The sequence below is a fragment of the Clostridium oryzae genome, from assembly GCF_002029235.1.
In the GTDB taxonomy this organism is placed as follows: domain Bacteria; phylum Bacillota; class Clostridia; order Clostridiales; family Clostridiaceae; genus Clostridium_AE; species Clostridium_AE oryzae.
Genome location: NZ_MZGV01000011.1, coordinates 16,393 through 36,499 on the forward strand (window position 1 = coordinate 16,393; position 20,107 = coordinate 36,499).

Below are 20,107 nucleotides of genomic sequence, written 5' to 3' on the forward strand. Positions count from 1 at the left end.
TTTTTTATTTTGTATATAAATTTTACAGCAAGGAGATTGAATCTCCTTGCTGTAAAAAGTTCATTTCTTAAATTATAATACAGTAATTTCTGTTTCTTTGTCAAATATATGAATCTTATCAGTCTCAACAGAAACTTTAATCTTATCTCCAGGTTTAACTTTTGATGTTCCGTTAACTCTAGCAACAAAGTTTGCCTTTCCTTTTGTAAGATAAATATATGTTTCAGCACCCATAAGTTCAGTTACTTCTACAGTAGCTTCAATTAAGTTATCAGTGCCTGTCAACTCTTCATCAAGATGTTCTGGTCTTATTCCCATGATTACATCTTTTCCGACATATCCTTTTTCCTTAAGGATTGCAGCTTTGTCATCAGGAAGAGTAATTGTATCGCTTCCGAAAACAACAGCAACTTTTCCGTTTTTCTCCTCAAGCTTAGCATCGATGAAGTTCATTTGAGGACTTCCTATGAATCCTGCAACGAATATGTTAGCTGGATGATCATATATATACTGTGGAGTATCAACCTGTTGAATTAATCCATCCTTCATAACAACTATTCTAGTACCCATTGTCATAGCTTCTGTCTGGTCATGTGTTACATATATGAAGGTTGTCTGTAATTTCTTATGAAGTTTTGATATCTCTGTTCTCATCTGAGCTCTCAATTTAGCATCCAAGTTTGATAAAGGCTCATCAAGTAAGAATACCTTTGGTTCTCTGACAATAGCTCTTCCGAGCGCAACTCTCTGTCTTTGTCCACCAGAAAGTGCCTTTGGCTTTCTGTCTAATAAATGTTCAATATCAAGAATTCTTCCTGCTTCTTTAACTTTCTTATCTATTTCATCCTTTGGAACTTTTCTAAGTTTTAATCCGAATGCCATGTTATCGTAAACACTCATATGAGGATACAATGCATAGTTCTGGAAAACCATCGCAATATCCCTATCCTTTGGTGCTACATCATTTACTACTTTATCTCCGATATATAATTCACCTTGTGAAATTTCTTCAAGTCCTGCAATCATTCTTAATGTAGTTGATTTACCACATCCAGAAGGTCCTACGAATACTATGAATTCTTTATCTTCAATGTCTAGATTGAAGTCCTTTACAGCTGTTACGTTACCAGTATAAACTTTATAAATATGTTTTAATGATAAACTTGCCATTTTTCTTTCCTCCCATGGATTCATTAATCTTGATTTACTATGTTTCTATTGTAACTCTTTACATAGAAAATATCTATTTGCAAAAAATACAAAAGTATCATTACTTATTTGTAGAAAAGTCCAAACCTTGATACCAGCCATTATCTCTAAGTGTATTATCAATTGCATTCAATACTTCCCATTTTTTCAAGCTCCATAACGGTCCTATTATCGTATTTCTAGGAGCGTCCCCCGTAAGTCTATGAATTACTATATTGTTTCTTAATAACTTTATAGCACTGCATAATATATCTATGTACTCATCCATTTCTAGAAATCTAAACTTTCCAGTCTCATACAATTTCACCATAGGAGTATCTTTCATTAAGTGTAGCAGATGAAATTTTATCCCCGCTATATTAAAATTATTTAGGTATGCTACAGTATTAAGTACATCCTGCTTATCTTCTCCAGGCAAGCCTATTATTGTATGTACTACTATATCAATACATGCCTCTTCCAAAGCATAAACTGCTTTTTCAAAGCAATCCAAACTATATCCTCTGTTAATAAGTTTGGCTGTAGCTTCATTAGAAGTTTGCAGTCCAAGTTCCACCCAAACATATTTCCGCTTATTTATGCGTTTTAGCAATTCTATTACTTCCTCATTTATGCAATCTGGTCTTGTAGCAATTGCGAGTGCAACTACACCTTCCTGATTTATAGCTTCTTGATATTTCTCCTCTAACACGTCCACACTAGCATAAGTATTAGTGTATGCTTGAAAGTAGGCTATATATTTACCATTCTTCCACTTTTTATTCATAACACCTTTTATGTCTTCAAATTGTTTGGTTATAGAGAAATTTCTATTTCCTGCAAAATCTCCAGACCCTCTTGCACTGCAGAATATGCAGCCTCCACTGCTTATGGTTCCATCTCTATTAGGACATGAAAATCCAGCATCCAATGATATCTTAAATACCTTTTCTCCAAACTTCTGACGCAAAAAGTAATTTAAATTATAATAAAGCTTATCTCCCCAAATCTCCATTAATCTCACTTCCGAACCCTAAAGTCATTTAACAAACTGACTGTTGAGAAGAATTTTCTATATTATAGGACAATACAGTTTCAGTTTTCTCTGGTACAAGTCTCAACTCAAAGTTATGCTCCATACACAGAACCCTGTCCTGTTTAAGCAGCTTACCGATATTATCCTTATAAAAAGAAAGTTAGTACCAGCAGTCAGTTAATAAAAAGTATTTCTTACTTTTCATTTTATATAGTTTAATTCTATCACAACTAAAGCTTTTTAGCCTTGTTATTTTTTAAATTTATCTGCCATTTTCCAATATCCTTAGATGCTTCCTTTTCAACATTTCCTTTTGCCTTTACTTCAAAGTTCATAACATCTTCATCAAAAGATGAAAAAACCACATCAAACTTTTCTTTCGGAAATTTCTTCTCAAAATCAAAGTTGATCAAATCTCCACTGTCTACATCATATAATCTTAACGTATGATTATTCTCCTTATCCTTATATTGCACCACAAGATTCTTTTCGTCCAAAGAAAAATTCAATGATGTAACTATTGAAGACTTAATTAGATCCATTGATATTATTTCTTTACCAACTGGCATTTCTTTATTTAAACTTCTAGATCCGCCTTGTGATTGAGCAGCTCCTCCACCCCCGCCAACTCCACCACCTGCACCTGCCGAAGCGCCGCCTCCGCCGCCTCCGCCTTGAGCTGCAAGAGTTTCATCTATTTTCACTACCGCAACATATACACCGTTATCTAAAGTAGTAACAGCTATTCTTTCTCCAGTGTAATCAAATCCCATCATTCCAAAATTTTTTCTTGGTACAAAAAGCTTATTAATCTTGGCCGCATCATCTTTAGCATAGATATACAGAGGTATTCCTGACATATCCATTATTAAATTCGTTTTTATATTGTTTTTATCCCTAATCCTGATTTCGCCAGCCGCTAAAAAAGCTTCCTTGTCCGTTTCATTAATTATATCTGTAATTTTATACTTATCTTTCTGTAATTCAACTTTTATGGTGTATTTATCGAGTTCTGACACCATCTTTTCCGGTGATGATTTTACAATTTTTACAGTGAATACACCATTCCTTCCTACCTCGTTTATTTCATCAACTCTATACCCAAATATTTTTAGATCAGTATCAGATAGCTTTTCATTTTTTTTAGACAATGGTTCGCCGTAAAGTTTTTCTGCACTATCTATGTCCCCCTTATATAAATACTCCAAATAAGTATAGAGGATATTACTAGCTATTTTTATATCAAATTTTTGCTCAGTGCTTTTAAGATTATTTTGATTGCTATCATCTCTATTGCACCCATTAAAAAATGTAGTTAAAATGAGTAGCATTACGACAAAAATTTTTTTCATCTTCTGCACCTCCTTTTAGATATTATTTGTATTTTTATCTGAAAGTATAAATAGTAAAAATTATATTTTTATTTAAATAGTAATTACGGCAGTTGGATTTTGACTTTCATCTTCAATTATTAAATTCAAATTCATGATTCTCTGTTCCAGTTCTACAAAGAAAAATATAGAAATATATATATAGTGCTACATTTACTGTTAACCATATACATCCATTGGGGAGGTGTAAAAATTTGATAAAAAGATTTTTAGATGTTCTTCAGGTAGCTGCAGTTTTCATCGGAACCATCGTTGGTGCCGGATTGGCATCCGGAAAAGAAATTTCTAATTTCTTTACATACTATGGATACAAAAGCTTCCTAGGTATAGCATTATGTGGTCTGTTGTACATATTAGTTTATTTTTTTATTATAAAAATAACAATTAAATTTAACCTAAAATCATATAAACAGTTAATAGATTTGGTGAGTCCTGATGCTGTTGGCCAATTTATCAGCTTAGTAACAAGCCTATTTTTAATAGGTGGAGCTGCAATTATAATGGCTGGCAGCGGAGCTATATTAAATCAGTATTTCGGTATATCAAAATGGATAGGAATATCGCTCATGATACTTTTTACTATAATAGTGCTTCTTAAGGATACAAATGGGCTTATTGAAATTAATTCTTTTATTGTTCCGTCATTAATAATAGTTCTTTCAACTATATTTTTGCTATATATAAAATTTAATAGTGCAAATATCAATTTGATGTATCTAAAAGGAATGGAAACTAGTAAAGCCTTTTGGCCTGTTTCAACTATTTTATATGCTGCCTTTAATATTCTGTCTTCTTCAGGAGTCTTAATTCCTTTAGCTATGAAATTTAATGATAAAAAAACAATGTTCTGGGGTATAGCTGTAGGAGCTATTGTCCTGAGTTTTTTGTGTATTGCAATCAACCTTATGCTGCTATTAAATGTTCCAAACATTTATCATTATGAAATCCCTCTATTATTTATCTGCAAAAGATTTGGCAGGTCTTTTCAATTTATACTTTTATGCATAATCTGGCTGGAAATGTTCTCTACAGAAATTTCAGATATATATAGTTTAGGTAAAACACTCGAGAACATATCCTTCTCCAGACATTCTTATAATAAACAATTAAAATATGTACATAACTTTATAGCCAGCTTGAATTATAAAAAATCTATTTTTATTATAATTTTAATTGCACTTCCAATATCGCAAATTGGTTTTTCGAAGTTAATTAAATTATTATATCCATCTTTCGGTGTTATAAGTATATTTTTCATAGCTAAATGCATTATTTTCTATTTTAAGAAACACAATTCATAACTTTTTGCTGATCATAGATTTATACATTGACAATAAAAAATAAATGTTAAATAATTATTTGTAATGAAATTTAAAATAAGGATTGATCGTCATGACTTACAAACATATGAATCTTTTAAATAAATGTACTATCTGCCCAAGAAACTGCAATGTAAATAGAAATGAAGGCATGAAAGGTTATTGCAGTGCTGATAACAATTTAAAAATAGCTCGAGCAGCACTCCATTTCTGGGAGGAGCCATGTATTTCAGGTGAAAAAGGCTCAGGTACAGTGTTTTTTTCAGGCTGCAGCTTAAAATGTGTTTTCTGTCAAAACTATAATATAAGTCAAGATTCCTTTGGGAAAAATATATCCATAGAGAGGCTTGCCGAAATTTTTCTTGAACTGCAAGATAAGAATGCTTTGAATATAAATTTAGTTACACCTACCCATTATGTCCCGCAGATAATAAACGCTATTGAAATTGCTAAAAATAATAACCTGAACATTCCAATAATCTACAATTCAAGCGGTTACGAAAAAGCTGAGACAATAAAGCTGTTAGACGGCTATATTGATGTGTACATGCCAGATTTAAAATATTTCGATAATAAATACTCGTTTAAGTATTCCAATGCTAAGGATTATTTTGAATTTGCATCTGAATCTATAAATGAAATGGTTAGGCAGGTAGGAGATGTTTCACTTGATGACAATGGCATAATAAAGAAAGGGGTAATTATACGTCATATGCTTTTGCCAGGCTTATTGTTTGATTCAAAAAAAATTATAGATTATATATATAATTCGTTCGGAAATTCTGTATATTTGAGTCTTATGAACCAATATACTCCTATGAATAAAAGTGCTGATTATCCAGAAATAAATAAACCTATATCCGAAAAATATTATGATTCAATAATAAATTACGCCTTATCGTTAGGCATCGAAAACGGCTTTATTCAAGAACAAGGAACTGTATCAGAATCCTTTATACCCCCGTTCGACCTTGATGGAGTATAAAAAATGGTTACACCCTATGTCGGCCGGTTACGTTCATTAAGCAATTACACCACATCTTTTAGGCAAATTTTCTAATGGCTCATAACTCGGCTACGCCTCAAACAATTCGCCATCTTAACGGAAATTTGCCTAAAAGACATGGGTAATTGCTAAATTCACTCCAAATGCCTCCGTCGGATGTAACCATTTTTAATGCCCTAACTCTTAATATTAACAAGATGCTTTTATTATACTGCTTCTGTTGCCTTCTTATCTTAATTCTCTAATTTCAAAATATATTACTGTTTTTTGTTAACTTCTTCGTAAACATGCTGTAGCGTTTTTTTATTTAACGCCCATCTTTCTTACTCTTTAGAGGTACAGCCTGATTCTAATGAAAAGTTATCCATAGTTGGCAAAAACCATGAATTTTTTCATAGGAAATGTTCATGAAAGCGTGCTTTCACCAAGTAGAATGAAAAAGTAATCTTCTTTTTCGTAGGAATTCAGCACAGCTGAATTCCCACCTTCACTTTTCTCTTTTATCTTTACTCTTCTTGCTTTTTACTCTTCTTAAAGTTTGTATCTTTCAAGCTCTTCTTTGAAGATTTTTATAATGTTCTGGAAGTCTTTAATATTATCTGTCAGTTTAACTATTTCATTTGAGTAACTTGTTATATTTGCGCTTACTTCCTCAGATGAAGCGGAATTTTCTTCTGCTATAGCTGCTAAAGATTCTATGCTTTCATAAACACTGCTAATAGATTCGGCTTCTCTGTTAAGTTCATCTATAGTATCTATCATAGATAATGATACCTTCTTTATTGAATCATTAGCTTCATAGTTCGTATCTCTTACTTTGCCTAAACTTTTCGTCTCATTTTTCAATACCTCAAATTGACCTTCTATACTTAGAACTAACTCCTTTATATCACGTAAAAACTGTTCAAGATTTGTATTTATATTTCCTACAGCTTCTTTAGACTGTTCAGCAAGCTTTCTTATTGATTCAGCAACTACAGCAAAACCTTTTCCTTGTTCTCCCGCTCTAGCTGCCTCAATAGATGCATTTAATGCCAGTAAGTTTGTTTGCTCAGCTATTCCGGAAACTATATCCACAATATTGTTAATGTCATGAGCTTTTTCTTCAAGACTGTTTCCTCTATCCTTAACCTTTTGAAAGCTTCCTAGCATGTCCATAATATTCTTACTTGTGTTATCAACATTTTTATAGCTGTTATTTATCTTATCAATAGCTTTTTCCAATTCCTCTTTTTTACTGTTTTCGCTATCAACTATCATTTTTAAAGAATTTATATTATCGTTTAGCTGATCTACAGCTTTTCCTGTATTCTCAGCTTGAGATACAGCTCCATCTGCCACCTGTTCCACAACACCTGAAATCTCTTGAGAAGTGTTCTCCATCACAGAAGATATTTCATTTATGCTTCCAACAAATGTATTCATTTCGTCTACAACTCCATTAAAACCTACGAAGTCTGCTTTTATGTTTTTCTTATGTTTCTTTATTAGCTTATATAAATCTTCATAATGATCTTTCGTAACTATATCACCATCATACAAATATTCATTACTAATTATTCTTTCAATTTCCTTGTTTATATATTTACCAGGTTTGTTTAGCAACACTGCTATGCCCCACGAAGATACAAATGCAGCTACCGTTCCTATTATAGAAATCGGTATATGTTTTGCTCCTGTAGCTGCCAGTAATGATATAAAAGTAATAATAGCCGTAAATATGGACGCTTTTACTTCGATACTTTTTATAAATCCAAATGATAATATTGTATTTATCCTATACTTTTTCTTAATGTAAATGTCTTTTTCAAATGTAAGCATAAGTGATAATGAATTCTCAGTCTTCTCTAATTCCTGAATCTCAACTTTTTCCTTAAAAAATTCACAGCTTCCATCTATAAGTCCCATGAAATAATCAAACATTCCTCTAGATGATGTATATTTAAAAATGGCCTTTCTGCTTGATACCGGGAGCAACTCTACCAATGGCGGTTTAGCACCAGCAAACTTTTTAGTCATAACTATATGTATATCGAAAAGCGCTTTAAAAAACGAATAAAGATTTTCGTAATTAAAAAAAGCTGGAAAGTCCTTATAAAATGCATTGATATTATCTTTCCCTATTTCCCTCCAAATTTTCTTTACGTCAAGTCCGTTACTTTTTGCTATTTCTGATATTACTTTTTTTATTTTGGAATCATCAATTGTTTCTATTGGTGAAAAAAGCCTATCCTTTTCCCAACCTACTGTTTTCATTGCCTTATCCACACTATCAGTACCATATAGTCTTCTACATGTCTTCATCCATGTGGATACAACTGTTCCTTTCATATAAACATCCCTCCTTCATTTGCTTTTCATCATGCAGAGAATTCTGTAAATACAAAACGTATATGGGTTATCCCTCACATTTGAATTCTAAAAATTTCTATCAATAGATTTATACATGTCAAAATATCGAATGCTTCAACGATCATTTGACATGCATGAGTTAATATTTAGAAGTTTTTCCTATAATGGGAATTCTACCTTCTCAAGTTTTGCAATAAGTTTTATTTCTTTCACATTAACAGTTTCCGTAAGAATAGAGCCTTGGTTACCAATGAGTAATAGTTTCGTACTATCAAGTCTCTTTATTTGTCTTATATTTCTTTTCCCATTATGTTCAAATAAGTATATAGCTCCGCTGTCTAATTCAGACGTATAATGTCCAAATGCTATATCACCAGCTTTTATCCTATATCCAATCATATCATCTTGTTCAATTTTTATGTACAATACCTTATCCTGAGCATAACCTTCTATCTTATTGTTTTCTATTGGCAGTACTTTCTTGCCTAGTACTTTAGATAAACTATAATCATATATAGGTATCTCCTTCAAAACTGAACTAAATGCACTAGCCCATACCTCATTTACTTCCTTATTTGCACTGGAAGACTTCTTGTTTAAATTTCCGTAACTAGCTTTAGTTGGCAGTGACTCTGTCTCTTCTCTTTCTTCATCCTCAATCATAGAGATATCATTTATATTTTTATTTAGTATTTTTGATATTCTCATAATAATACTTTCATTTACTACTTTTCTTCCATTCTCAACATCATTGAGGAAGCTTTCTGAAACGCCAAGCTTTTTAGCCAATGCCTTCTGCGTAAATCCAGCTTCCATTCTCAGTTCTTTAATTTTTTCTCCTGCTCTACTCAATTTATTTACCTCTCTTCGCTGTCTTATACCATTCTCTTTCCTCTATAAGATGCTTCAAAAGCTCTTTGAAAGTCCAATTAATGGAAGTTTCAGTAACTACTGCAAATATAGGCTTGGATTGAAGCTGCTCCCTTATTGCCTTTAGAGAACTTTCTAATTCATCATCACTATAATTGTTGAATAGTATAATTTTTTCTTGTGGTACCGCTTCTTTACTAACAATATCAAATTTTAGTCCGCCTATTATGTCTCCGATTGTCATATTTATCATCGTATCGCTTATTTCAACAATACGGTCTCCTCTTTTCGGTTCAGTCACATTGCTTATTATAGTTTTTTCTTCAGTATCCATTCCAAATATAAGCATGCATTTCTGATTATCCAAAAAAATGCCCCCTTCTATTCTATAATTTCAGGTGCGTCGTATTTAGCGCCGAAAGTATCTACTGTGACTTTACTCATAACTTGCTTTTCTAAAGGTTTATCAGAAAAATCAGTATCTACACATACAATTTTATCTACACCCTCCATACCTTCAATAACCTTTCCAAAAGACGCATACTGTCCGTCTAGGTGTGGTGCATCAGCTACCATTATAAAAAACTGACTGCCTGCTGAATCAGGATTCATAGCTCTTGCCATAGAAAGTACTCCTCTAGTATGCTTAAGTTCATTTTTAAATCCGTTTGAAGTAAATTCTCCTTTTATGGAATAGCCCGGATCACCAGTGCCTGTTCCTTGAGGACATCCTCCCTGTATCATAAACCCTGGTATAACCCTATGAAAAGTCAAACCATCATAAAATCCCTTGTTTACTAAACTTATAAAATTCTTAACTGTATTAGGAGATACTTCTTCATATAACTCCGCTTTAATCTTATCTCCATTTTCCATTTCTATAGTTACTATTGGATTCATGTCACTTCTCCTTTAATTTTATTTACATTTTTATTTTTATATTATTATTCTTTAATATAAATTATCCTTCAATATAATTATATATTATTTATAGCTTTTGTAAAATATATGTATATAAAAAATATAAAATAAAAAGAACTGCTGCAAAATGATGTAAATTAATCATCTCACAGACAGCTCTTTTATACATTCTTATATTAAATATTATACTGTGAACAATAGATCTCCATAAGTTGGGAATGGCCAGAATTCCTTATCAACAATACCCTCTAACTTATCTGCTACTTCTCTAACTGAATTCATCTTTTCGAAAACATCAAATCTATATGCATGAGCCTGATCATATGCATCTGTTACAGCAGCAGCACTCTCAGTTGCTTTATCTAACGCATCTACATTAGCTTTAAGATCTGCAGCAAGTGAACTTACTTCCTTTAATATATCTCTTTGTACTGAAAGATCTGCAGGAACTCCTGTAGCTTTTATAGCATTTATTGAACCAGCAACTTTTGCAGCAAAATTAAGCACTGCAGGAAGTATCTGTCTCTTTGCCATTTCTGAAGTTGTTAATGCTTCAATATTTATTGTCTTCGTATAGTTCTCAAGAGTTATTTCATAACGTGCATGCATTTCTCTTTCACTTAATACTCCATGTTTTGCCATAAGCTTAACATTCTTTTCAGCTATTAATGCTTTGGAAGCCTCTACTAGAGTCTTAATATTAGGTAATCCTCTCTTTTCAGCTTCAGCTACCCATTCATCAGTGTATCCATTTCCATTAAATATTACTTTCTTATGAGCTTTTATAAGTTCAGTTAAAAGTATATCAACTTCAGCTTCAACATCAGAAGCCTTTTCAAGTCTATCTGCGATTATGCTTAATTCATCTGCAACTGCAGTATTTAACACAGCATTAGGTATAGCAATAGATGCCGATGAAGCCACCATTCTGAACTCAAATTTATTACCTGTAAATGCGAAAGGAGATGTTCTATTTCTATCTGTAGCATCTTTCTTTAATTTAGGAAGTACTTTTACTCCTGTATCAAGAATTGACGCAGTCTTTGAATTAGTTGCTTTGCCTTTCTCAAGCTGCTCTACAACATTTTCAAGTTGCTCTCCTAGGAATATTGATATAATTGCTGGAGGTGCTTCGTTAGCTCCAAGTCTATGATCATTTCCCGGATTTGATGCAACTAATCTAAGGATATCAGCATATTTATCAACAGCTGAAATTACAGCAGCCATGAATATCAGGAACTGCTTATTTTCATGTGGTTTATCTCCAGGATTTAGAAGATTAACTCCATCATCTGTACCCATTGACCAGTTATTATGCTTACCAGAACCATTGATTCCAGCAAAAGGTTTTTCATGAAGTAAGCATACAAGACCATGTCTCAATGCAACCTTCTTTAAAATTTCCATTACTAACTGGTTACTGTCGTTTGCATTATTTCCTTCAGAGAATATAGTTGCAATTTCATGCTGTCCAGGTGCTACTTCATTGTGCTGAGTCTTAGCACTAATTCCAAGCTTCCACAATTCATCATTAACTTCAGCCATGAAAGCTTCAACTCTCTCTTTTATAACACCGAAATAATGGTCTTCTAATTCCTGACCCTTTGGAGGCTGTGCTCCGAAAAGAGTTCTTCCTGTATATATTAAATCCTTACGTTGATCGTAATATTTCTTATCTACAAGGAAATATTCCTGCTCTGGTCCAACATTTGTTGTAACACACTTAGAAGTTGTATTACCAAGTGCTCTTAACACTCTTATAGCTTCATCAGATAGAACCTGAGTAGATTTTAAAAGTGGTATCTTTGTATCAAGAGCCTCTCCTGTATAGGAACAGAAAGCTGTTGGTATGCAAAGCTGTCCATTTTTAACAAAAGCAGGTGACGTACAATCCCATGCAGTATATCCTCTAGCTTGAGAAGTATCTCTTATTCCACCAGATGGGAATGAAGATGCATCAGGCTCACCTTTTACAAGTTCCTTTCCTGAAAACTCCATTATAACTTTTCCCTTTGAAGGTATGGATATAAATGAATCATACTTTTCAGCTGTTACTCCTGTTAATGGTTGGAACCAATGAGTATAATGAGTTGCACCTTTCTCGATTGCCCAATCCCTCATTGCAGCTGCTACCGAATCTGCTACAGATATATCAAGTGGAAGTTTTTCTTCAATTGTCTTTTTTAATGTTTTATAAACCCCTTCTGGGAGTCTTTGTTTCATTACAGCGTCATTAAATACATTTGAGCCAAAAATTTCGCAGAGATTACTCATTTTTAAAAAATCCCCTTTCGCAATAAATGATTTTTTTTGCAATAATTTTTAAATCCAAATTAAAAAAATCTAGACGTATCGTATAACATAATTATAATTTGATTTCAATAAATTTATATATTATTATTTTCTTTTTTTGATTATTAATGTTTTGTAGCGTGAAATCGTTTTTTGTTGGACATGTATTAAATACATGATATTTTATTATAGTTTAATTGATAATTTAATAACGGTATAAAAAAAAAGCTCATACATTGAATTTTTATTCATAATACTGTTATATATTGCCATTAGGTTATTTGTATGGATAAAAATGTGGTATAATCTTTACTGATACTAAACCATTTATCACTTTCAATCGTAATATTGATTGTGAATTTATTATCGTATTTATGTTAAAATGGTTCATGTATTATCCATTAAGTTTATATAGAATATAGGAGTGGTAAAATGAATACTATTGATATAAAAAATAATCCTATAGGATTTTTTGATTCAGGGGTAGGTGGTCTCAGTGTACTGAAAGAAACCTTAAATGTTCTTCCCTATGAAAACTTTATTTACTTTGGTGATTCAGAAAATGCTCCTTATGGAATCAAGTCAGCAGCAGAAATTAAAAGACTTACCTTTAATGCAGTTGATTTTTTATTAAAATATAATGTAAAAGCTTTAGTCGTGGCTTGTAACACAGCCACAAGCGTATGCATTGAAGATGTTCGAAAAGCATACAAAAATATACCTATAATTGGCATAGAACCTGCTGTAAAACCAGCTGTAGAACTTCATCATGAAGGCTCAATAATTATTATGGCTACGCCTATGGCTCTGTCAGAAGGCAAATTCATGAAGTTATTATCAAAATTCAGTGCTACTTCTGAAATTCATCCTGTTCCGTGTCCTGAGCTTGTAGAATTTGTTGAAAGCGGTATATTTAGTGGTCCTGATTTGGAAAGCTACTTAAAAGAAAAACTTGAGCCGTACAAAAATAAGAAAATATCCTGCATTGTATTAGGCTGCACTCACTTTCCTTTTATAAAAGATACACTTTCCAAGTTAGTTATGAGCGATACCTACATAATTGATGGAAGCCTAGGGACAGCTAATCACTTAAAGCATAAATTGATAGAAAACAATTTACTCTCATTAAAAGATTCCTATGGGTGGGTAAAGGTTCATAACTCAAAAAATAATTCACAGATTATAGATTTGAGCTACAAATTGCTTGGAATAACTAATGATAGGATATACAGGAGGGACATTATATGAATTCAAAAGATAGCCTTATAGAGTTGCTTTCTTCTTTAAAAGAAGTCAATGAAATAAATTTATCCGAAATTCCGTACATTGACCTATATATGGATCAAGTGACTACTCTTTTTAATGATAAACTGAAGTCTTTAAAGAGGAATGATAATGATGTAGTTCTTACTAAAACAATGATCAATAACTATGCAAAATCCCGTATACTTCCTCCGATTAAAAATAAGAAATATTCTAAAATGCAAATTATACTATTAATATTAATATATAATTTAAAGCAAATTCTTTCTTTAGATGATATTAAACTTCTCTTTACACCCTTATTAGAAAAATTGGCTCAAGAGAAAGATGGTCTAATATTGGATGATCTATATGACCAATTCATAAATGATAAGATAGAACAGCAAAATTCAATAATCGATCAGCTTATTGAAACCGTACGAGCAAATGATAATTTTAATAATGATGATATTAAGTTTTCTCTTCTCACTGAAGTATTACTTTTGGTTAACGCCGCAAATATACAAAAAAGAGCCGCTGAGAAAATTATTGATACATATTTTAAAACTGACAAGTAAAAAAGGGTAGGAAGTGATTTCCGTCGGCTGGAAAATGCCTCCTCCAACCACTTCCTACCCTATGCCGACTCTATGCATTTACAAAGTATTATTTTCTATATTTCTTCTCTCAAATTATTTTTCTTGTTTATTTATTTTTTATTATTTTCTTAAAAGCTATATTCATATTACTTCGACTATTATATCGTTCCATCTTTTTAACAGTACATATAATTTACAAGTAAGTAAGAAGTAAGAGTTATTGAAGGAATTCAGCACAGCTGAATTCCCACCTTCACTTTTCTCTTTACTCTTTAGGAGTGTATCTTGATACTAATTGAAAGTTATATGCAATCAGTCGGGCAACGTAAAATCCTGTAACTATAATAGTCCCACAGACATTTGTCCAAGAATTCTCACGAAGTTATAATCCTGAAAATCAAATTCTCTATTTCTACTATGCGCAGACAATATTAGGATAGCTTTTATAATACCATTATTAATAATCGGTGATACTATGATTGATTTCCAATCTGGAACACCATTTTTTATCTCTTTGTCATAAGCAGTATCCCAGTCTATCATATATTTTCCTTCTCCCGATCTAACAGTTTCCTCAATTAGGAACATACTATCCTCACTTTCCTGCCATCCTTCTTTAAACATCCTTCTAGAATATATCTTATCAACATTATTATCATTAATAATAACAAAGGATCCAAATTCTGATTCTGTAACCTCGATTATTCTTCCTAAAAAAGTATAAAGCTTATTTTCTAGTTTGTCATTATTTTTTATAAGCTCTGTTATTTCAATCATTACGGATACATTTCTATAATCCTGCGTAGCATTTCCAGTAATTATACCCGTAAGTTTGCTTGATGCCTTAGCTTTGCCTTTAAAACTTTCATTCCAAACCCGGCTTCTATTTCTCCCCATCTTTTTTGCTACATACAATGCCTGATCAGCTTTTTCAATAAGTTCTTTCACAGTATGAGCCTGAGATGGATATGAAGATATGCCCATACTTACAGTTGCTTTATGGTTATTATGTAATACCCTTGTTTTAAAAATCTTGTTTCTTATTTTCTCTGCCACCACTGCAGCCTTCTCAAGATTCGTTTGAGGAAGCACTATAATAAATTCTTCACCGCCATATCTTCCGCAGCAGTCAACTTCTCTTATACTGTTTAATACGATACTGCATATGTTTTTTAGCGCTTCGTCTCCAGCCTGATGTCCATATTTATCATTAATATGTTTGAAATTATCCAAGTCGAACATAATAATAGAAAATTCAGTTTCATTGCTATCACACAAATACTTCTGCTCTTCTAGTGTATCTTCTAGATATTTACGCGTAAATGTCCTTGTTAGCTTGTCTATTGACGAATTAGACTTTAAAACATACTTATCTATATTCAGTCCTACTAACGGAATTAACTTATTACATTTATCTAATGATGTTTTGTTAAAGTTATTAATAATTCTATCCGCTTCAAAATAAACATATCCAATATTTTTTATAAGTTTATCTTTAATATTTCTTCTTTCATTTTTGTATCTTGCAGATGCTACATTCATATCAACCATAACCGGAATACATATAATAACCTTATTATCAATATCTAAACCCTCTAATGCATCTTTGTCTTGATCAAGCATCGCATCAGTTATAAGGATTTCACGTCTAGTTTTTCTTACCATTTCGATAACATCTTTTTTATTTACTGTATCCTTATTATCATCTAATGTAAATATGACTTTCAATTCTTTTTTATACCCTTCCACAATTATATAAGCTTGTTTTGCTAGTAAGATTCTAGCCATATACTTAGCTATAATACTTAAATTATATATAGGGTCAATTTGCAAAGAACTCAACAGCTGCTTATAACTTTCTATTCCATTAGCATTCTTTTTATCGAATATTTCTCTAGCTGATCTGATAAGTTTTCTATTTCCTAGCAGACTTTTAGTATTTTCATATTTAAATAACCTATCAAGTTCATTTATGTCGGACACTCCATGACGACTTACCTTAATTGGAGCGTTTTTCGTCATATTTACACTGATAGAATAAACTTTATACACAGGTTCATTCATTCCATTACTGTTGTAATAATCAACTTTATGCTTATTCTCTATTCCGTATAATAATCCTTTTATCACCTGCATAGCTTGAAAATAATAATTAACAGCATAAAAATGATTACCCCTTTTATAGTTCCAATCGCCTATCTTGCAGCATAATCTCCACTGCAATTCCTTGTTCTTAGATTTTTCACAAAACTGCAGCGACTCCATTAATGCTTCTATACTATCCCCTTTTTCATAAAGTACTGCTCTTAGATATTTCCCCAAAGCCAACATTTTTATTTCTTTTGTATTAAAGTCATGTTTCTTCATAAGTTCAATACTTTTCTCATTATATCCTTTTATATGAAGAGCATACGAAGTTCTATATATAATCTCTGCCTTTCTAGCATCACTTTTATGCTTGTCTAGTATTTCATCAATGTTATTTAGCGCTCTATCTATAAATTCTTCACTCTTATTTTCATTAATATCTATAAGATTTTTTATTAAATTAGCATTCCATTTATTTATTGAGTTATCCTCTCCGTATCTCTTAACAGCGAGGTGAGAAAAATATTTTGCCTTTTCAATAACTCCCATCTTCAAAAACATTTCCGATAAGAATCTATAAAAATCATTTAAACTCATGCCTTGTTCTGGATATTCCAAAAGCTCAGAACACAGTATTTTATAATATTTAAACATATTTTTATAATCTTCCATCTTAAGGTATGTGTACGCTATGTCTATATAATTATAAAATATATCTGCTTCCCTTGAGAATTTTTCACATTTCTCACGAGCTTCGTCTAAATACTTTATAGCAACTTCATAATCATTATTAATCAAGTAAGTTTCACCTATATTAATAAGTGCAAGTATGTCTGAATCGAGGAACATATTCTCCTGACTAATTTTTTTCATTTTTAAAAAATACTGTAATGATTTCTCATCATCCTGATAATAGTCTCCCCATATAACGCCTATACTATTTAGTGGATTCAAGGTTCCCTTTATATAATTGATTTTTTCATACCATCTTATACTTTCTTCATAATTTTCAAGGGCTCTGCTAATGTTTCCAGTATAGTAATTAATATTTCCCAGATGCTTAAGCAATCTACCCATATATTTAGGCATCTTACCGTGGCATAATCTAATAGTATAGTTGCTTAATTCCATAGCCCTTAAATATTCTTGTCTAAGTTCATATATTTTGATTTTAATTATATTAATTTCTATTTCGCCCTGCATATAGTAATGCTGCTCTAAAATTTTTTCAGCCTTACTTAAGTATTCATCACATACATCTATCTCGTTTCTATTAAAATAAATCGTTGCAATTTTTATCAGTGCTAGGATTTGCAGCTCTGTATCATTTATATTACAAGATTCCTCATAACAAGTTTTATAATAATCTTGAGCTTTTTCTATATATCCATTTCTTCTATATAAATCTCCCAATTTTAGAAACACATTTAATACTCTTTTATCTTCACTATATTTCAGAAACAACTGTTTTACTTTTTCTAAATATTTTATTGAGCCTTCATATATTCCTTTTTCCTCAAGTCGTACAGCGTTACGAACATAGTACTTTAAAAGTCTCTTGTTATCATTTATCTTCTCTAGATGGTATATAAGCTCATCTATATATTTAAAACCGTTATTTTCTATATCTTTTTCGAGAGTATCAGCAATCTTCAGATGAAATAATTTCTTCTCATTTTCATCAAGTTTATGATAAATAAGGTTTTTCATTAGCTTATTAGAAAATTCATATAAACTCTCACTATCAGTTTTAGTTAAAGTAAGGATACCTTTCTCAGCAATATCATCTATTATAGACAACAGCTCAAAATCAATTTGAAAAACTTTTTCTAATATATCTATTGTTACAGGTATGCTAAATAAAGATATTTTTTTTAATACATTAAGCTCATTATCGTTCATGCTTTCAATCTGGCTAGATATAGCTTCTTTTAAACTATTAGGCATAGGTATGTCCTGAATAGTATTATAATCAGTAGCCCATCTTCCATTTTTATTTATATATATCTTTTTTGTTAAGAATAAATTTTTAATTACTTCCTCAATAAACAGGGGATTACCATATGTGTATGAATATATCCTGCCACTAATCTTAGTAGGAGTCTTAACCATACTTAATACTTCTTTTACCATCAAAACAGTTTCAGACTCGTTAAGATATTGCATCTTTATATTCTCGTAGTTTTCGTAATTTTCAAGAAAGCTTAAAAATTCCTCCATTTCTGCATTCATACTTTTATAAGAAAATATGATTAACATATTTATTCTATTCTTAGATATGACATATTTAAGAATATCCTTATATATTGCATGATTTAAATCTATATCATCAATCATTATAACTATAGGTTGTTTCTTAGCTGCTTCTTCTAAAATTCTATATACTATTGAAATAAATTTATAGACATCATTGATGTTTGAATTATCACTATCAAATATTCCATAATCAGAGTTTAAGAACATAGCCATAAGAGAATTAATTTCCATTGGATAGTCATTGTCATAAATATTATCCACACTATCAATAAGCTGTTTAATAAAATTGTTGTTTGTCTTTCCTTCTTCTCCTATGTACATATCTGTCCTATCCCAAAAAAACTTTACCCTGTTGATGCTAAAACTATGAATCATCTCATTCATAAATCTAGTTTTTCCAGAACCGCTATCACCATATATACCGATTACTTTTGTAATACCAGCTTTATTATTAACTATATTCTGATATTCTTGAATAATATGCTGTTTTATATCTTTTCTGCCTACCATGACATTTTTTAAGTTCAATTTTTCAAGTTCTTCTAAATAGAAAGCTTTATATTCTTTACTAAATTTCTTGTTAATATAATTTATAATTTCAGTAATACTATGTACATTAGATTCATTTTTATTTTCTGTAATAAATGCAGCTAAATCGGATAGTTCTGTTTCATTTCCATTATAGCCTTTAAATAATTTATTGAATATAATTCTTAAATTACGAATAAGAATCTTTTCATTTAAGCTTGATGGTCTTTTACTCCAAGTATCTAAAATCATAGATACTATATCTCTTATCTTTACTACCGGTTTATTATCTTGCACTAATATATATATATCGTCCAGGCTTTCCACGTTGCAATATAAACCTTTTAGATATAGAGTATTAATCTCACAACATACTTGAGCAAATGTATCCAGCCTTTGTTCTAGGTTCATAGAGTCTAATTTTTCCTTTAGGTCCATAGTTTCATCTATATACTCTGATAGGTAAAAATATATTGTATCGTCTTTTTCAATATTATCGTAAGAATAAATATTTCCATATGCAAATATATTAGCTATGCCTCGATTATTAGCATTTTTTAGCTTAATAAATTCATTTTCAAAATAATCTAAAATTTCAGAGTTCATGTTTTCCTTATTGAAAATATCAATGCATACTTTCTTGTTTGACAATTTTGCATCCGCAACAAGATACCTATTTGTATAATATTTCTCATATAATACATCCAAAACTCTATACCTATTATTTATGAGATCCATAAAACTCATCTCCTCAGGCTTGATAATAAAATATATTATATCACAACTTTATAATTTAAAAATGATTTTCCATAAAATTATTACCTTTTTTATCTATTTTTTGAAATCTTTTAAAAACGAAATTAAATAACGGATATATCTATATAAGTTGTGAAAGTTCTAATACATTCTGACTTCTAAAAGATCGTAGGGTCGAACCGATTCAGAAGTGATATTTTAGAAGCCATAATGTAAGAACTTTATTGCAACTTATATAAATTATCATTTTTCTTAAATTAAAA

13 protein-coding genes are annotated in these 20,107 nt (G+C 31.1%); 4 read left to right on the forward strand and 9 right to left on the reverse strand.

The genetic code is table 11. The annotated features are described in order from the left end of the window. Positions 1 to 72: 72 nt before the first annotated feature. From CLORY_RS07020 to CLORY_RS23000, 3 genes are all read right to left on the reverse strand, one after another. Positions 73 to 1,170, reverse strand: coding sequence for an ABC transporter ATP-binding protein (locus CLORY_RS07020; protein WP_079422806.1), 1,098 nt, complete (start codon positions 1,168 to 1,170; stop codon positions 73 to 75). Between the two features lie 100 nt (positions 1,171 to 1,270). Continuing rightward, positions 1,271 to 2,203 (reverse strand): tRNA modification radical SAM protein MnmL/YtqA, encoded by a 933-nt coding sequence (gene mnmL / locus CLORY_RS07025; protein WP_079422807.1) that lies wholly within the window; start codon positions 2,201 to 2,203, stop codon positions 1,271 to 1,273. A 251-nt stretch (positions 2,204 to 2,454) separates the two neighbouring features. After that, positions 2,455 to 3,576, reverse strand: coding sequence for a hypothetical protein (locus CLORY_RS23000; protein WP_139375984.1), 1,122 nt, complete (start codon positions 3,574 to 3,576; stop codon positions 2,455 to 2,457). A 233-nt stretch (positions 3,577 to 3,809) separates the two neighbouring features. Here CLORY_RS23000 and CLORY_RS07035 point away from each other — a divergent pair, with 233 nt between their 5' ends. Together CLORY_RS07035 and CLORY_RS07040 are read left to right on the forward strand one after the other, a co-directional pair. Further along, entirely contained in the window at positions 3,810 to 4,916 is a 1,107-nt protein-coding gene (locus CLORY_RS07035) for a YkvI family membrane protein (RefSeq protein WP_079422808.1), read from the forward strand. A gap of 91 nt (positions 4,917 to 5,007) precedes the next feature. Then, positions 5,008 to 5,919 (forward strand): radical SAM protein, encoded by a 912-nt coding sequence (locus CLORY_RS07040; RefSeq protein ID WP_242954360.1) that lies wholly within the window; start codon positions 5,008 to 5,010, stop codon positions 5,917 to 5,919. Between the two features lie 552 nt (positions 5,920 to 6,471). Here CLORY_RS07040 and CLORY_RS07045 read toward each other — a convergent pair. From CLORY_RS07045 to CLORY_RS07065, 5 genes are all read right to left on the reverse strand, one after another. After that, positions 6,472 to 8,271, reverse strand: coding sequence for a heme NO-binding domain-containing protein (locus CLORY_RS07045; RefSeq protein WP_079422809.1), 1,800 nt, complete (start codon positions 8,269 to 8,271; stop codon positions 6,472 to 6,474). Between the two features lie 180 nt (positions 8,272 to 8,451). After that, positions 8,452 to 9,144: a helix-turn-helix domain-containing protein gene (locus CLORY_RS07050; RefSeq protein ID WP_079422810.1), complete on the reverse strand. Its 693-nt coding sequence runs from the start codon at positions 9,142 to 9,144 to the stop codon at positions 8,452 to 8,454. A gap of 1 nt (position 9,145) precedes the next feature. Continuing rightward, positions 9,146 to 9,529 (reverse strand): DUF3783 domain-containing protein, encoded by a 384-nt coding sequence (locus CLORY_RS07055; protein WP_079422811.1) that lies wholly within the window; start codon positions 9,527 to 9,529, stop codon positions 9,146 to 9,148. Positions 9,530 to 9,543: 14 nt separating this feature from the next. Continuing rightward, on the reverse strand, positions 9,544 to 10,062 hold the full coding sequence (locus CLORY_RS07060; RefSeq protein WP_079422812.1) for a peptidylprolyl isomerase: 519 nt from the start codon (positions 10,060 to 10,062) through the stop codon (positions 9,544 to 9,546). 204 nt (positions 10,063 to 10,266) lie between these two features. Next, positions 10,267 to 12,357 carry a glutamine synthetase III family protein gene (locus tag CLORY_RS07065; protein WP_079422813.1) on the reverse strand — a complete coding sequence of 697 codons (2,091 nt, stop codon included), beginning with the start codon at positions 12,355 to 12,357 and terminating at the stop codon, positions 10,267 to 10,269. Between the two features lie 459 nt (positions 12,358 to 12,816). On the opposite strand from CLORY_RS07065, the gene murI reads away from it, so the two are divergent. Together murI and CLORY_RS07075 are read left to right on the forward strand one after the other, a co-directional pair. Next, positions 12,817 to 13,623, forward strand: a complete 807-nt coding sequence (gene murI / locus CLORY_RS07070) for a glutamate racemase (protein ID WP_079422880.1) — start codon at positions 12,817 to 12,819, stop codon at positions 13,621 to 13,623. Beyond that, positions 13,620 to 14,195 carry a DUF1836 domain-containing protein gene (locus tag CLORY_RS07075; RefSeq protein ID WP_079422814.1) on the forward strand — a complete coding sequence of 192 codons (576 nt, stop codon included), beginning with the start codon at positions 13,620 to 13,622 and terminating at the stop codon, positions 14,193 to 14,195. Before murI ends, CLORY_RS07075 begins: the two co-directional genes overlap by 4 nt. A 360-nt stretch (positions 14,196 to 14,555) precedes the next feature. On the opposite strand, the gene CLORY_RS07080 is transcribed toward CLORY_RS07075, so the two are convergent. Further along, positions 14,556 to 19,826: a diguanylate cyclase gene (locus CLORY_RS07080; protein WP_169911554.1), complete on the reverse strand. Its 5,271-nt coding sequence runs from the start codon at positions 19,824 to 19,826 to the stop codon at positions 14,556 to 14,558. Positions 19,827 to 20,107: the final 281 nt, after the last annotated feature.

Excerpts from the sequence above, each read along its gene's own strand:
- CLORY_RS07020 (WP_079422806.1), bottom strand. The coding sequence starts at position 1,170 with ATGGCAAGTTTATCATTAAAACATATTTATAAAGTTTATACTGGTAAC.
- CLORY_RS07080 (WP_169911554.1), bottom strand. The coding sequence starts at position 19,826 with ATGGATCTCATAAATAATAGGTATAGAGTTTTGGATGTATTATATGAG.
- CLORY_RS23000 (WP_139375984.1), bottom strand. The coding sequence starts at position 3,576 with ATGAAAAAAATTTTTGTCGTAATGCTACTCATTTTAACTACATTTTTT.
- mnmL (WP_079422807.1), bottom strand. The coding sequence starts at position 2,203 with ATGGAGATTTGGGGAGATAAGCTTTATTATAATTTAAATTACTTTTTG.
- CLORY_RS07060 (WP_079422812.1), bottom strand. The coding sequence starts at position 10,062 with ATGAATCCAATAGTAACTATAGAAATGGAAAATGGAGATAAGATTAAA.
- CLORY_RS07040 (WP_242954360.1), top strand. The coding sequence starts at position 5,008 with ATGACTTACAAACATATGAATCTTTTAAATAAATGTACTATCTGCCCA.
- CLORY_RS07075 (WP_079422814.1), top strand. The coding sequence starts at position 13,620 with ATGAATTCAAAAGATAGCCTTATAGAGTTGCTTTCTTCTTTAAAAGAA.
- CLORY_RS07045 (WP_079422809.1), bottom strand. The coding sequence starts at position 8,271 with ATGAAAGGAACAGTTGTATCCACATGGATGAAGACATGTAGAAGACTA.
- CLORY_RS07065 (WP_079422813.1), bottom strand. The coding sequence starts at position 12,357 with ATGAGTAATCTCTGCGAAATTTTTGGCTCAAATGTATTTAATGACGCT.